8 protein-coding genes are annotated in these 15,461 nt (G+C 68.0%); 3 read left to right on the forward strand and 5 right to left on the reverse strand.

The genetic code is table 11. The features are described from left to right. Positions 1-61: 61 nt before the first annotated feature. The 4 genes from ACZ4AA_RS02435 to ACZ4AA_RS02450 all read right to left on the reverse strand — a co-directional run bounded on the left by ACZ4AA_RS02435 (position 62) and on the right by ACZ4AA_RS02450 (position 8,934). Positions 62-529, reverse strand: coding sequence for a hypothetical protein (locus tag ACZ4AA_RS02435; RefSeq protein ID WP_467593932.1), 468 nt, complete (start codon positions 527-529; stop codon positions 62-64). Between the two features lie 327 nt (positions 530-856). Beyond that, a complete protein-coding gene (gene proB, locus ACZ4AA_RS02440; protein WP_467593934.1) occupies positions 857-1,963 on the reverse strand; it encodes a glutamate 5-kinase in 1,107 nt (368 codons plus the stop codon). 147 nt (positions 1,964-2,110) lie between these two features. After that, on the reverse strand, positions 2,111-2,380 hold the full coding sequence (locus ACZ4AA_RS02445; RefSeq protein WP_467593937.1) for a hypothetical protein: 270 nt from the start codon (positions 2,378-2,380) through the stop codon (positions 2,111-2,113). A 62-nt stretch (positions 2,381-2,442) separates the two neighbouring features. Then, positions 2,443-8,934: an RHS repeat-associated core domain-containing protein gene (locus tag ACZ4AA_RS02450; protein WP_467593939.1), complete on the reverse strand. Its 6,492-nt coding sequence runs from the start codon at positions 8,932-8,934 to the stop codon at positions 2,443-2,445. A gap of 368 nt (positions 8,935-9,302) precedes the next feature. On the opposite strand from ACZ4AA_RS02450, the gene ACZ4AA_RS02455 reads away from it, so the two are divergent. From ACZ4AA_RS02455 to galU, 3 genes are all read left to right on the forward strand, one after another. Beyond that, complete coding sequence (locus tag ACZ4AA_RS02455; RefSeq protein WP_467593943.1) at positions 9,303-10,403, forward strand: phage baseplate protein; 1,101 nt, start codon at positions 9,303-9,305, stop codon at positions 10,401-10,403. A 202-nt stretch (positions 10,404-10,605) separates the two neighbouring features. Further along, entirely contained in the window at positions 10,606-12,906 is a 2,301-nt protein-coding gene (locus tag ACZ4AA_RS02460) for a bifunctional glycosyltransferase/CDP-glycerol:glycerophosphate glycerophosphotransferase (protein ID WP_467593946.1), read from the forward strand. A 31-nt stretch (positions 12,907-12,937) separates the two neighbouring features. Continuing rightward, complete coding sequence (gene galU, locus ACZ4AA_RS02465) at positions 12,938-13,843, forward strand: UTP--glucose-1-phosphate uridylyltransferase GalU (RefSeq protein ID WP_467593949.1); 906 nt, start codon at positions 12,938-12,940, stop codon at positions 13,841-13,843. A gap of 95 nt (positions 13,844-13,938) precedes the next feature. Here the strand turns inward: galU and obgE are convergent, their stop codons facing one another. Continuing rightward, positions 13,939-15,375, reverse strand: coding sequence for a GTPase ObgE (obgE, locus tag ACZ4AA_RS02470; RefSeq protein WP_467593952.1), 1,437 nt, complete (start codon positions 15,373-15,375; stop codon positions 13,939-13,941). Between the last annotated feature and the right edge of the window lie 86 nt (positions 15,376-15,461).

The raw sequence follows: 15,461 nt of genomic DNA on the forward strand, positions 1-15,461 counted from the left end.
GGGGGAAGGGTAGTGCGCCCGGCGGGCCGTTTCGGCGGTTGTCCCATTCGGCGAGACGGGCTCAAAAGGGATGAACTCCCACAGGGGTGGCGGGCAGTGGTCCGTACCCCTCGGCGATCCGCTGGTGGTAGGTCTCGCGGTCGATGACCTCCAGGCCGACGATCTCCCAGGGCGGGAGCTGGGCGGTCTGGCGGTGCTCGCCCCACAGGCGCAGGGCGACGGCCGCCGCGTCGTGCAGGTCGCGGGCCTCTTCCCAGTAGCGGATCTCCGCGTGGTCGTTGGCGTACCGGCTGGTGAGCAGGAAGGGGTGGTCGTGGGCGAGCTGTTCGAGGCCGCGCCGCACCTCGGTCAGCGGGGCCTCGCCGCCTGACACGCTCAGCGTGACGTGCCACAGCCGGGGCTGGTCCGCGGGCCGCTCTCCGCCGTAGGTGTCGCCGGCCGCGACGCTGGTCAGGGCCCGCTCCTCACCCACCGGGCGGGAGGCGGGACCACCGCGGGACGCCGCCGCCCCAGGGCGTACTCGTCTCACGACGGCCTCCTTTACCCGATGGTCGTACCCGATCCCGCGGACTCTCCCTGCCACAAAGTTGAGCAGGTGAGAAGCCGCCGTGTGGCGGTTTTACGGAACGTCCACCGCTGGGGGCGGGGGATTCGGCCGTTTACGGGTGTACCGGACAGCGGATTCGGTGGTGTGTCCGGGACGCCGGTGCCGACGGCGGACGGATGGGGTCACCGTGACGTCCACCGTCCGGGACGCGGACCCCGCCGACGCGCGCACGGGCAGGGGCGCGAGCGGACGGGCAGGACGCGACAGGCGCGACAGGCGCGACAGGCGCGACAGGACGGGACCCGTGTCCTACGGGTTCAGCAGGACGAGGTCGTCGCGGTGCACGACCTCGCGCTCGTACGCCGGACCCAGCTCGCGCGCCAGCTCCCGGGTGGAGCGTCCGATCAGCTGGGGGATCTCCTTGGCGTCGAAGTTCACCAGCCCCCGCGCGACGGCCCGGCCGGCGCCGTCGCGCAGTTCGACCGGGTCTCCCGCGGTGAAGTCGCCCTCGACGCCCGCGATGCCCGCGGGCAGCAGCGAGGTGCGCCGCTCGACGACCGCGCGCACGGCCCCGTCGTCCAGGACGAGCGCGCCCTGCGGTGTGGAGGCGTGCTGGAGCCACAGCAGCCGGTCGGCCGAGCGCTTGCCCGTGGCGTGGAAGAAGGTGCCGGTGTCCCGGCCCGCGAAGGCGTCGGCGGCGTGGACGGCACTGGTCAGCACCACCGGGATGCCGGCGGCGGCGGCGATCCTGGCCGCCTCGACCTTGGTGACCATGCCACCGGTACCGACACCGGCCTTGCCCGAGCTGCCGATCTCGATGCCGGCGAGGTCCGCGGGCTCGCGCACCTGGGCGATCCGTGCGGTGCCGGGCCTGCTGGGGTCGCCGTCGTAGACCCCGTCGACGTCGGAGAGCAGGATCAGCAGATCGGCGCGTACGAGATGGGCGACGAGGGCGGCGAGACGGTCGTTGTCGCCGAAGCGGATCTCGTCCGTGGCCACCGTGTCGTTCTCGTTGACGACCGGCAGGGCGCCCATGGCGAGGAGCTTGTCCAGGGTGCGTGAGGCGTTGCGGTGGTGGGCGCGCCTGCTGGTGTCGTCGGAGGTGAGGAGCACCTGTCCGACGCGGATGCCGTAGCGGGCGAACGAGGCGGTGTAGCGGGCCATCAGGAGGCCCTGGCCGACGCTCGCGGCCGCCTGCTGGCGGGCGAGGTCCTTGGGGCGGCGGCGCAGCCCGAGCGGGGCGAGGCCTGCGGCGATGGCCCCGGAGGAGACGAGGACGATCTCCTTCTGGCCTCCGTCACGGGCCTTGGCGAGGACGTCGACGAGAGCGTCGACCCGGTCCGCGTCGAGCCCGCCGGAGGCGGTGGTGAGCGACGAGGAGCCCACTTTGACGATGATCCTGCGGGCTTCGTTCACGGCCTGCCTTGCCCTGGCCACCTTGTTTTCGTCCCCCTCGCGTCGGTTCCGGCTGCTGCGGCCGAATCTACGCGAAGAGGGACTCTGCACGCCGCGTCGGTCCGCCCTACGGACGCGCAGCGCTGAGGGCCGGGTAGCGACAGTCCGTCAGGTACCCAGGAACAGAGCTACCGCGAACGCCACCAGCAGGACTCCCACCACGAGCAGCACCGTTCCGAAGATGCGTACCTGCGCGACGTTCGGAAGGTCTTCGGCTCCCGCTCCGGTTTGCGCGCGCAGTTCCCGCGCGAAGTCGGCCACGCTCCGACTTCTGGAGACGAGTACCGTGCCGAATATCAGGAAACCGAGGCCGCAAACTCCGGCGAAAACCTTCGCGGCTGTTGGCGGGCTGGCGGCAGCTGATGCCAGAAATTCCATCTCATGTCCTCTGAAGTGCGGCGGCCACCAAACCGGCGAGCCGCCGCACTCTATATCAACACTCAGCTGAAGGGCCAGAGGAACGTGTATCCGACGCCGGCCGTGAGGTTCGCCGGCACAGCGGGCGGAATCCAGTTCAAGCCCCCTCCGAATCCGACCTGCGCGCCGTACACGAGTGCACCGGCAGCGTTGTGAGCTCCTCCCGTGCCGATCGAGCCGTGGCCCGTCACCCCTTCACCCACGCTGGCATCGAGCTGACCTCCCCACCCTGTCAGCTGGCTCAGGTCGTCTGCGTTCGAGTAGAACTCATCGATGCTGTAGTTGGCCTCCACCCCGCCCAGACCGATACTGGGCGTGATCGTCGTGCCTTCGGAATCCTTGCCTGCGAAGTCGAACAGGTGACAGGCGCTGACCGAGAGGGCGATTCCGAAAGAGATGGAAACCGTCCCGCAGGTGCCCGTGGCCTTCGGGACATACCCCTTCAGCAACTTCAGCACATTGGAACCGGAGCGCGAACGGGCCGTAGTGCCAGCGATATCCGAGAACGGGACGTTGATCACAGGAATAGCCTTGGCAACAGCCTGGATCGCCTTCTGCGTCTGGTAGACCTTCTCCATCTGGTCGTAGTACGCATCCCAGTCGAAGCCCGGCTTCGTGGCCTTGTCGAGCGGAGGGGCCGTGTACTTGTCCGCCTTCTCCGCGCTGTCCGAGCAGTCCTTGCCCATCTGGCACTTGATCTGATTGCTCAGGCCCGTGGGGTCGGTGGAGTTGACGGGGTTGTTGTCGGAGTAGCTGTAGGCGCTCAATGCCTGCGGCGTGTACGGCTCGATCAGTTCGTCCGGACTGATGAACCGGCCGAGCGTCGGGTCGTACATGCGCGCGCCGAGCAGCGACAGTGACGTGCTGTCGTCCTCCGGCTTGCCGAGGAATCCGCGGTCGAGGCCGGAGGGCAGGTCGCCGCTCCCGACATTGCGCTGCTTGCCGAACGGGGTGTAGCGGCGTCGGGTGAACACTCCACCCATGGTGATCAGCAGGGCCGTCGACGCCTGGGTGTCGTTCATGAGCCAGCTCAGCTTGCCGTTGGCCGAGCCGTCCCCCTGACGCATGGCGACCGCGGTACCGGCGGCGTTGTACAGACGCGTCGCCTTGACGCCGTCGCCGGTGGCCTTGTGCAGTTCCTGGCCGTCGAGGTATAGGACGTTCTCGGTCTTCGACGTGCGCAGCAGGATGTTGCCGTCCGTGTCGTACACGTAGGCCGAGACCTCGGTGCCACCGGCCTTGCGGGTGGTGGTGATCTGGCTGACCCGGTTCTGGGCGTTCCAGTCGATCGTCGAGCTGTCGCCGTTCACCGTGCGGGTGTGCATCTGGCCCGCCGCGTTGTAGGTGAAGCTGTCGGATCCGGCCTGGGTCACCGCGTGCGGGTGGGCCTGGCCCGCCGTGTACGTGGAGCCGTCGGCGCTGTACCCGGGGTAGGTGTACTTCTTCGTCGTCGATCCCGCGGCGGTGGTGTCCTTGACGGACATCAGGTTGCCGAGATCGTCGTAGGAATACGACTGGTCGTACGGGTCGAGACTGCTGCTCAGATCCGATGCGGCCGCGCCCGTACAGCCGTCGGTGGCCTCGGTGGTCCACGCCCGGCTGAGGCGGTTCAGCTCGTCGTACCTGAAGCACTCGCTCTGCTTGGCCACGGCGTCCGTGACACCGGTGATCTGGCCACCGAGGTCACGCGTATAGCTGTCGTTCTGTGCGGTCTTGGTGGTCGCGCCCGTCGTCACCGTCGTCTGGACGGTGGAGAGCTTCCCGCTGCCGTCGGAGTCGTTGTAGGTGTAGGCACGGCTCGCCGTGGCGTCCGAACCTCCACTCGCGCCGAACGCACGGGCGTTGAGCCGTCCCAGGCGGTCGAAGCCGATGTTCGACTGGTAGGTGGCCAGCGGCGAGGAGACCTTGGACGGGAGCCCCTGGGCCGTGTAGGAGGTGGTCACCTTCTCAGCCGGCAGTCGGCCGGCTGACGGGTCACCGGTCTCGGGGTAGCTGATCGACGTCATGTGGTTGGCGAGGTCGTAGCCGTAACCGACCGTGTAGCTGCCCGCCAGCCCGGAGCCGTCGTCCGGGATCGTGTACGACCTGCCCGTCACCCGTCCGCGCTCGTCGTATCCGGCAACCGCCTCCGTGTACGCCTTGCCGTTCACGTACGACGTCGCCGCGGCGAGCTGACCGACTCCGCCGGTCGCGGTGTCGTAGTCCAGCTGCGACAGGAGCGTGCCGCCCTGCGAAACGGTCTTCTGGCGCTGGAGGTTGTCGTACTGGTACGTCAGTGTCGTGCCGTTGTCGGTCTTGGTGCTCAGCTTGCCGTTCTCGTCGTACTTGGTGGAGGACGAACCGGCGTCGGGGTCGGCCACCGAGGTCTCGTCACCGGCCCAGTTGTAGCCGTAGGTGGTGACGTTGCCCTTGCTGTCCTTGATCGTCAGCAGCTTGCCACTGCGCGTGTAGCCGTACGACGTGGTGCTCGCATTGGCCGGTCCGTGCTCGACGACCTTCGTGGTCTGCCCGAAGACGTCCGTGTAGGTGTCGGTGCGCTCGCCGGTGGCCGGGACCGTGGTGGTGTAGTCGCCGTAGTAGTAGGTACGGGTGTTGCCCGCAGCCTGGGGCGTGCCGTTGACCAGGGTCCGCGTCTGCGCGGTCCGGCCTGCCCAGTCGATCACCGGGTCGGTGTAGGAGGGCAGGTCGTCGACCGTCGGCAGCACCATGCCCGAGCCGGCCGCGCTCGCGTTGTAGAAGGTGGCGGAGGTGCCGGTGACGTTGCCCGAGGTGTCGTAGCGGGTGGAGACGACGTCCCGGCCGACGCCGTCAGGTGCCGTCGACTGGGTCTCGCGAGTACGGCCGAGACCGTCGAGGTACGTGGTGGAGGCGACGTACGTGGTTTCTGACTGTAGGACGCTGGAGGTGACCTTGGGCGCCCCGGTCACCATGTCGGGCACACCGTCACTGTTGGTCCCGGTCGGGATGGAGTAGGTGAACTTCATCGACGGGTCGCCGGCAGGGTAGTTGCCGATCTCCGTCGCCTTGAACACCTGGCTGGAGCGGCCCACGGAGTCGAGGACGATCCGCGTGGTGTGGCCGTTGGCATCGAGGATCCGGTACGGAGCACCCCAAAGGCGGGAGTACCAGGTCGTGGTGGATTCCGCCGCGGCGGGGCCGCCGTCGTCGGGATCCGGAGTGGTGACCTTGACACCGTCGGTCGGCCAGGTCGTGTCCGGCGAGTAGGTCGTGGTGGTCTTCTTGTTCCTGCCGTCGTAGCTGGCGATGAGGCGACCCGCGCCGTCGTAGTCGGACCGGGTGGAACGGAAGGTCGCCGCGTCCGTGTAGACGCGCTCCTCCGTGGCATTGCCATCCGTCAGGGCAGCGTCGTTGTCCGTGACGGATCCCGACCCGTCGTACAGCGTCACCTGGTACGCGTCCTGGTTGGCCGCCGCCCGGTCGGCGCAGTCGGCGGCGTAGTGACGCTTCTCGTCCTGGAAGACCATCCAGCGCTTGACGTCGGAACTGGGGAAGTTCGACGTGTTGTAGGCGCGGCCGTAGGTGGTGCAGCGGTTGTCGTCGGTGTCGACCTGGCCCCAGTCGTTGGTGCGCAGGGGCAGGCCGTAGGTGGTGCTGGTGGAGCTGGTGTCGTCGTACTCGTCCTTGACGACACTCTCGCGCCAGCCCGTGGACGTCAGGTTGTCGGTCGTGGTCTGGCTGTCGCGCACGAAGCGGGCGTCCGGCAGGCCGTCGTAGTGGGCCGTGTCGTGGACCCAGTACTCCTTGCGGACGCGCTGGTGGGAGGTGCCGGCGCCGTCGCGCTTCGAGTACTCGAGGGTCTTGCTCGCCAGCCAGGCGGAGTCGGTCCGGGAGGTGCCGAAACCATCCACGGCCGTGACGCTGCGGGTCGCGGAGGTGTCCGTCTTGGAGGTGCGGTCGCCGTCCAGGCCCCGGTAGAGCCAGTAGTAGGTGGAGGCAGCGTTGCTCTTGGTGCCGGTGAAGACCTCGACCTGCTGGTAGCCGCGCCAGTCCGACCATGTCTCGTCGGAGTCCGAGACCAGAGGGTCGTTGGTGAACCGCCAGCCCGCGCCGCCGTGGTACTCGTAGCGGGTCGTCTGGACGGGGTCGCCGTCATCGCCGGCGCCCTTGCCGACTCCCGGGTCCACGGACACCTGGGTGACCACGTACTTCTTGAACCAGCCCGAATGCGTGGTGGAGTCGCCCTCGGGTGACCATTTCTGCCAGAAGCAGTCCTGTGTGTTGCTGGACTCCGTTGGCAGGCTGTTGATGTCGCAGGCGTCGGGCTGGCCGTAGGTGACGCTGGTCACCGAGCCGAGGTCGCCGTACACCTTGTTCACACGGCGGAAGTTGAGCGTGGACGAGCCGACCTGGTTGTCCAGCCACTCACCGTTGAAGTTGATCACCGGCAGGCGCAGGTCGGCGCCGTCGCCGTACCCCTTGCGCTGGACGTAGTCGAGCCAGAGCGTCTTGCCCACCGTGCCGTCGGGGTTGGGGAGCCCGTACTTCATCTGGTACTGCATCGCCGGGTCCCACGTCGTGCCGTCGTCACTGACGTAGGTCTTGATGTCCCACAGCATGTCGGTGGTGAAGAACGTGGGGTAGTACGTCTTGCCCTTGCAGTCGTCGCCGTTGTCGGGGCCACGGCAGATCAGGTCGGTGGGGACGTCGGGATAGGAAGCGGGCTTATCGGACAGCGCCGGGCAGGCCGGGGGCTCCTTGCCGAGCGGGTCGTCGTAGCTCATCCGCTCCACGCAGCGGCCCACGTGGGACAGCTCGACCTTCGCCGGCAGCTTCGCGCCGGGGATCTGGGAGGCCCAGCCGTACTCGATCCGCGTCAGGTAGCTCGCCGCGTCGTACTGACGGGCCTTGTCGGTGTTGACGACCGAGCGGTAGTAGTTCGTGTCCTTGTCGTAGAAGTACGCGTTCTCGACCTCGTTGGGGTCGACCACGCGGTCCAGGTTCCAGCGCCAGGCCTGGGTGCAGGGCTCCGGGGACTGGGCGTGGCAGGGCTCCCCGGCGTCGTCACCGACCACCGGGACGGTCAGCACGGAGTGCGTCGCGTCACCGGTGCGCTCGGCGCGGCCCCAGCCGAAGTAGTAGCGCATGCCGTCCTGGGTGGAGATCACCCAGTACTCGTCGTCCGCGCCGTGCCCGTTGGTCAGGTGCTGTACACGCCAGCCCGGGTCGTCCTGCACGTGGTAGGAACCGGTGCCGTTGCCGTCCTGGATCAGGGCCGAGTCGACACCGTTGAGGCTGATGGTGTATTCGGCGCCGTCCGGTTCGGTGCCGTGGTTCGGTGACTGCCAGCACAGGTCGCCGACCGTGTTGTTGATGTCCTGGGAACAGTTCTTGTAGCGCCGCTCGATGGAGCCGGTGCTCAGGTCCCAGCCCATGCCCGCCCAGGACGCCTGGTTGTTGGTCGCGGAGGTACGGCCGTCGACCGACTGGGAGTTGTAGGAAAGGGACAGGTCCGGCGTCGTGCCGAACGGCGCCTTCGGCACGGTGATCGGCAGGTCGTAGGTGAAGGCACCCGAACCGGTCGACACGTCCCACTTGCCGCTCGGGCTGAGCGTGGAGGCCCGGTAGTCACCGGCGTCCGAGGACGAACTGGTCGTGAGCGTGGTCACCGTGGCGGTCGTGACGGCCGCGGACATCAGGGCGCCGGACAGTTTCGCGGCCGGGGCCTCGGTCCCGGACAGCTGCGAGGTCGGGGTCTCGGTCCCGACCGTCGTAGCGGGGTCCGCGTCGGCGTACACCGTCGCCGTCAGCCTGCCCGTCTTCAGGTCGTTGTGGACGGGGACGTAGTGGCGGGTGTCCGGGGTGCAGCCGCGCGCCTCCGGCGTGGTGAGCGCGCACGCGGGCATCTGCACCAGCCGCAGCCGGGAGGCGAAGTCACCGCCGTAGGCGTTCTTGAAGGCGGAGTAGTCGATGGTGACGCCGACCGGCCCGGGCGCGACCTTCCTGTCCTTGCGGGTCAGGCGCAGTCCCATGCCGATGCCGCCGAGCTTCTCGACCTTGGCCCGGTCGAGGACCTGGAGGTCCAGGTCCTTGGGCGCCTGGGCCGACGGGACCAGGCCGGGGCCGCCCCTGTCCGAGGTGACGGCGCCCTTCCGGGCGCGGGTGAACGCGGACTGCGGAGGCACTCCCGCGCTCATGATCTGCGCGGCCGTCGGGGTCTGGACCGAGACGACGGCGGACTCGGCCGCGGCGCTGCCGGCCGAGGCGTCGACCACGGCACCGGAGGGAGCCACGGCCCTGGGCTTTCCGGGCTTGACGGCCGAGAGATCGACCCTGGCCGTCACCCCCTTCGGCCAGGACACCTTCGGCGCCCTGGTCATCGTCGGCTCCGCCTGCTGCCCGGGCACCTTCGCGCCCTTGCGTGCGGACACACTGACGGTCGTGTCCTTCGGCTTTGCCGCGCCGACGACCACGGCGAACGCCGGCGCGGACACCAGACCTGACAACAGCACGCTGGAAACCGCTACGACGAAGCCGCGTCTGTATGACGCACGCATCACGAAACCCCACCCCTGGTCGAATATCGACCATAAACGGTCAAAATGACGGGTTCATGACATGAGGGCACGCAAAGCCAACATGTCACGAACACACGTGGACCAGAGGTTAACCAGAATCTTAACCGGATCAATTCCGACAAAGCGCGATGCAGGCCGCGAACCCCGCAGACCCCTTGGTGAAGAATTTGCGCCTCCATGACCAAGGGGAAATCGCGCCACCATCATCTCTGCCGCACCGGATTTCTCAGGTGCTTTAATGGCCCGTCGGTAATCCAGCCAGCTCCCCTTTGGCGCAGCATGTCCCATTTGCGCGTCAAAGGCGCGAACCGTGGCGCTTTTCTCTTTTCCTCAGGGGGTCAATTACCATGCTCGATCGCAGACGCTTTCTGCGTACGGCTGGAATCGTCGCCGGCGCGGCCGCCGTTCCGGCCGTCTCCATCGGGGTGGCTCAGGGCCTCGCGCGTTCCCGCGGCGCCGCGCAGGACGACGCCGCACCCGGTTCCGTGGCCGCCAGTAAGCGGTTCGACCTCACCGCCGCGTCCACCGCGCTGCTGCGCGAGGTGCAGCTGGGCGGCACCCGCGTACTGCAGTCCTTCGCCTTCGACAACACCAACGGGCACCTCTTCACGGTGCAGTTGGTCGACGGCGGACTCCAACTGCCCGGCGAGACACAGACCTACTCGGGCGCGGACCGCGAGGCCAACGGCGACCTCTGCCTGACCCGCCTGGACACGTCCGGCAACATCCTCGGCACCATGTATCTGCGCGGCTTCGGTCACGGTGTGCAGATCGGCGTCGAGGCCACCGGTTCCGGCGCCTACGTCTGGACCGAGACGCACAATGTCCGCAGCCTGAATTCCGACGGCACCACCTACACAGGCTGGGGCGACCGGCTCGCCCGGTTCGAATTCGCCAACGGAACGGTGCTCACCGCCGACTCCCCCGCACTGACCCAATACACCCTGGAAAACGGCGTCGACCGCACCACCTGCGCCATCGACCCGGTCAACAACCGGCTCGCGGTCCGCTGCCGGGTGAGCGGCGCCTTCCGGTTCCGCCTGTACGACCTCGCTGCCTTCAAGTCCGGCAGCCGGACCGCCCTCGCCGACGTCGCCCAGCCCGCCGATCTCCAGCCCGGCTACACCGACACCTTCCAGGGCTTCGCGAGCTACGGCGGCTACCTCTACCTCCTGGCCGGCTCGCCGTACGGAACGAACGGATCCGTGTCACCGAACGGCAACACCTACATCACATCTGTGGACTGGAACACCGGTACCGTCACCGAGCAGAAACTCAGCAAGGCCGGGTACACGCTCTCCTACCGCGAGCCCGAAGGGATGGCCATCCAGATCCCCGACCCGAGCAACCCGCAGGCACTGCGCCTGTGCAGCGGTTTCAGCTCCTTCACATCCGACACGGACCAGAGCAAGAAGACGAGCGTCTACTACAAGGAGGTCCTGGTCTGACCGCCGCGAGGGCATCGGTGAGGCTCACCACACCCCCATTGACCTGGAACGGATGGGCCTATGGTGGGACCGATCCGCGAGGCCGCGTACGGTAGACTTCAGCAAACGTTAATGTTGCCGTCCTTGCGCCTCTTGCGCCCTGCACCGTAGCCCCGGTAGCGGGGCGCAGTTCAGTTTGACCGACAGTCCGGGAGTCCCAAGCATGACCGTTGCGAATGGAAACGCTTCGCCGAAAATAAGCGTCGTAGTTCCTGTCTACAAAGTTCAGGGATATCTGCGTGCATGCTTGGATTCCATTCTTTCCCAGTCTTTCGGGGACTTCGAAATAGTCGTTATCGACGACCATTCCCCCGACGCTTGCGGCCGGATCATCGATGAATACGCCGCCCTGGACAGCCGCGTCATACCCGTGCACTTCGAGCAGAACCAGGGCATCGGAAAGGCGCGGGACGCCGGTGCTCTGAAGTCGCGCGGTGAGTACATCCTGTTCCTGGACAGCGACGACACCCTCGGCGAGGGCGCGCTCCAGGCGATAGCCGACCGCCTCGAAGTCACGGGCGACCCCGACATCCTGCTGCTGAACCACGTCCGCACCTACTGGAACAACCGCGTCCAGGAAAGCGCCGCCGGTGAACTCCTCGCGGGCGCGGGAACCGACGTCTTCACCGCGCTGGAGCGTCCCGAGTTCCTCACCATGTTCGCCGTCGTCTGGAACCGGGCCTACCGCCGCGAGTTCTACGTCGGCAACAACTTCATCTTCACCGACGGCATCTACGAAGACGCGCTCATGGTCTACAAGACCATGCTGACCGCGGAACGCATCGCCGCCACCGACCACGTCTGTGTCGAGTACCGCCAGCGCCGCCAGGGCAATTCCATGCGCACGCCCGGCCGCAAGCACTTCGGGATCTTCGAACAGTACGCCCGCCTCTTCGAGTTCCTCGACGAACGCCCTCATCTCGAGTCGGTGCGCGCGATGCTGTTCGAGCGCACGGCCAGCCACTTCCTGTTCACCCTCGCCCGCGAGGACCGCATCGTCCCCAAGGACCGGGCGGAATTCTTCAAGCTCTCGGCGACGCACTACAAGCGTTTCAAGCCGAAGGGCTTCGTTCTCCCCGAGGGCTCGCAGGGCGTCAGGTTCCAGCTGCTGGAGCGCGGTTCCTACACCGCGTACGCGGCCGTGACGACCGCCGCCAGCACCCGGCACCAGGTGATCCAGCGCGCGGTCAAGGTCAAGACGAAGCTCGGCAAGAGCGCGTACAACCGGCTGTACCGGCTGCACCTGCGCCGCCCCATCGACGAGAACCTCGCGGTCTACACGGCCTACTGGAACCGCGGTGTCGCCTGCAACCCGGCGGCCGTCTACCACAAGGCGAAGGAACTCGCCCCGAACGTCCACGGCGTCTGGGTCGTGCGGCCCGACGCGGTGGACAACATGCCCGAGGGCGTCGACTACGTGGTGGCCAACTCGCCGCGGTACTGGGAGGTCATGGCCCGGGCCAAGTACCTCGTCAACAACGTCAACTTCCCGAACAACATCGTCAAGCGCCCCGGCCAGGTATTCCTTCAGACCCATCACGGCACTCCGCTGAAGGAGATGGGCATCGACCAGCAGAAGTACCCGGCCGCCGCCAAGAACATGAGCTTCGCCAAGATGCTCGAGCGGGCCGACAAGTGGGACCTCAGCCTGACCTCCAACCAGCACTCCACGGAGACCTGGGAGCGGGTGTACCCCTGCGCCTTCGAGGCGGTCGAGTACGGCTACCCGCGCAACGACGTCTTCTTCCGGGCCACCGCCGAGGACGTCCTGCGCATCCGCGGTGAACTCGGTATCGAGGAGGGCAAGACCGCCGTCCTGTACTGCCCGACGGTGCGCGACTACCAGAAGGGCTACGTGCCCCGGATCGACCTGGAGCGCTTCTGCCGTGAGCTGGGGCCCGACTACGTCGTCCTCGTGCGCACGCACTACTTCTACGGTGCCGACCCCCAGCTGAAGGCGTTGCAGGAGCGGGGCCTGATCAGGGACGTGTCGAACTACCCGGTGGTGGAGGACCTCTGCCTGGCGTCCGACGCGCTGATCACCGACTACTCCTCCATCATGTTCGACTACGCGAGCCTCGACCGCCCGATCGTCACGTACGCGGACGACTGGGAGGTCTACCGCCGGGCCCGTGGCGTCTACTTCAACATTCTCTCCGGCGAGCCGGGCGAGACCCCGGGAGCGACCGCGACCAACGAGGACGAGCTGATCGAGGCCTTCCGTTCGGGAGCCTGGAACGGCGCCAAGGCCGCCGAGCTGCGTGCCGCGTTCCGCGAGCGGTTCGTCCAGTTCGACGACGGGAACGCGGCGGAGCGCGTCGTGCGCCACCTGTTCCTCGGCCAGGAGCCCTCGCCCGCCGTACTGCCCCTGGACGAGCGGACGCCCGCGCCCGCCCCCGCCTCTGTCGCCAAGGCGCGCATTCCGTTGCAGCCGACCGGCGAGCGCGGCCTCATCGGCGCCTGACGTGCGGAACGAGAGAGAAGAGCACCACGTGATGTCCCGGCCCACCAAGGCTGTCATTCCCGCGGCCGGCCTCGGAACCCGGTTCCTGCCGGCCACCAAGGCCACTCCCAAGGAGATGCTGCCGGTCGTCGACAAGCCGGCGATCCAGTACGTGGTCGAGGAGGCCGCCTCGGCCGGCCTCGACGACGTCCTGATGATCACCGGCCGCAACAAGCGCCCCCTCGAGGACCACTTCGACCGCAACTACGAGCTCGAATCCGCCCTCCAGAAGAAGGGCGACGCGAGCCGGCTCGCCAAGGTCCAGGAATCCAGCGACCTCGCCACCATGCACTACGTCCGCCAGGGCGACCCCAAGGGCCTCGGCCACGCGGTCCTGTGCGCCGCCCCGCACGTCGGCAACGAGCCCTTCGCCGTCCTCCTCGGCGACGACCTGATCGACCCCCGCGACCCCCTGCTCGCCCGCATGGTCGAGGTCCAGGAACAGCACGGCGGCAGCGTCATCGCGCTGATGGAGGTCGCGCCCGAGCAGATCCACCTCTACGGCTGCGCCGCCGTCGAGGCCACCGCCGAGGGCGACCTGGTCAAGGTCACCGGCCTGGTCGAGAAGCCGGACACCGCCGACGCGCCCAGCAGTTACGCCGTCATCGGACGCTACGTCCTCGACCCGCACATCTTCGACATACTGCGCACCACCGAGCCCGGCCGCGGCGGCGAGATCCAGCTCACCGACGCCCTCCAGCAGCTCGCCACGGACGAGAAGATCGGCGGCCCCGTGCACGGCGTCGTCTTCAAGGGCCGCCGCTACGACACCGGCGACCGCGGCGACTACCTGCGTGCCATCGTCAGACTCGCATGCGAACGTGAAGACCTGGGCCCGGACTTCCGGACCTGGCTCCGCAGTTACGTAGCCGAGGAGATCCAGGGCGACGAGAGCTGATCGCGTCCCACGGAACATGAAAGGGCGGGCCGGAGGATGTCCTCCGGCCCGCCCTTTCATGTCGTCACCCCGATACCGGGCGAGCCGAGCGCTCCCTAGAAGGGCTCGAAGTCGTCGTACTCCTTCTGCGACTCGTCCCGCTCGGCCTGCTGGTCACGGCGGCGCTGCGCGGCGGGACGCGGAGCCTCGAAGCGGTGGTCCTCACCACGGCGGCCCAGCATCTCGGCGCCGGCCATGACGGTGGGCTCCCAGTCGAAGACGACCGCGTTGTCCTCGGGGCCGATCGCGACGCCGTCGCCGGAGCGGGCGCCCGCCTTCATCAGCTTCTCCTCGACGCCGAGGCGCGCGAGCCGGTCGGCGAGGTAGCCGACGGCCTCGTCGTTGCTGAAGTCGGTCTGGCGCACCCAGCGTTCGGGCTTCTCGCCCCGCACGCGGTAGAGGCCGTCCTCTTCCTGCACCACGGTGAAGCCGGCGTCGTCGACCGCCTTCGGACGGATGACGATGCGGGTCGCCTCCTCCTTGGGCTTCGCGGCACGCGCGGCGGCGACCATCTCGGCGAGCGCGAAGGACAGCTCCCTCAGACCCATGTGGGCGACCGCGGACACCTCGAAGACGCGGTAGCCGCGCGACTCCAGGTCGGGGCGGACCATCTCCGCGAGGTCCTTGCCGTCCGGTACGTCGATCTTGTTGAGGACGACCATGCGAGGACGCTTGTCCAGACCGCCGTACTGCTTCAGCTCCTCCTCGATGATGTCGAGGTCGGAGATCGGGTCGCGCTCGGATTCCAGGGTGGCGGTGTCCAGGATGTGGACGAGCACGCTGCACCGCTCGACGTGGCGCAGGAACTCAAGGCCGAGGCCCTTGCCCTGGCTGGCGCCGGGGATGAGGCCGGGCACGTCCGCGATCGTGTAGACGGTCTCGCCCGCGGTGACCACGCCCAGGTTCGGGACGAGGGTCGTGAAGGGGTAGTCCGCGATCTTCGGCTTGGCGGCGGAGAGGACCGAGATGAGCGAGGACTTGCCGGCGCTCGGGTAGCCGACGAGCGCCACGTCGGCGACGGTCTTCAGCTCCAGGACGATGTCCTGCATGCCTCCGGGCACGCCGAGCAGCGCGAAGCCGGGCGCCTTGCGGCGGGCCGAGGACAGCGCCGCGTTGCCGAGGCCGCCGCGGCCGCCTTCAGCCGCGACGTACGTGGTCCCCTGGCCGACGAGGTCCGCGAGGACGTTGCCCGCCTTGTCGAGCACGACGGTGCCGTCCGGCACGGCCAGGACCAGGTCCTGGCCGTCCTTGCCGGAGCGGTTGCCGCCCTCGCCGGGCTTGCCGCTGGTCGCCTTGCGGTGCGGTGAGTGGTGATAGTCGAGCAGCGTGGTGACGGACTGGTCGACGACCAGGATCACGTCACCGCCACGGCCGCCGTTGCCGCCGTCCGGGCCGCCGAGCGGCTTGAACTTCTCCCGGTGAACGGAGGCACAGCCGTGACCTCCGCTACCCGCGGCGACGTGCAGCTCGACGCGGTCCACGAAGGTGGTCATGTGGGGTGCCTCCAGCACTTCGGTTACATCGGATACTTCAGTACGTACGCGCCTCGGATGCCTCGGCACCTACGGAATGTCTCTTA

It is taken from the genome of Streptomyces sp. NPDC024698 (assembly GCF_055559015.1).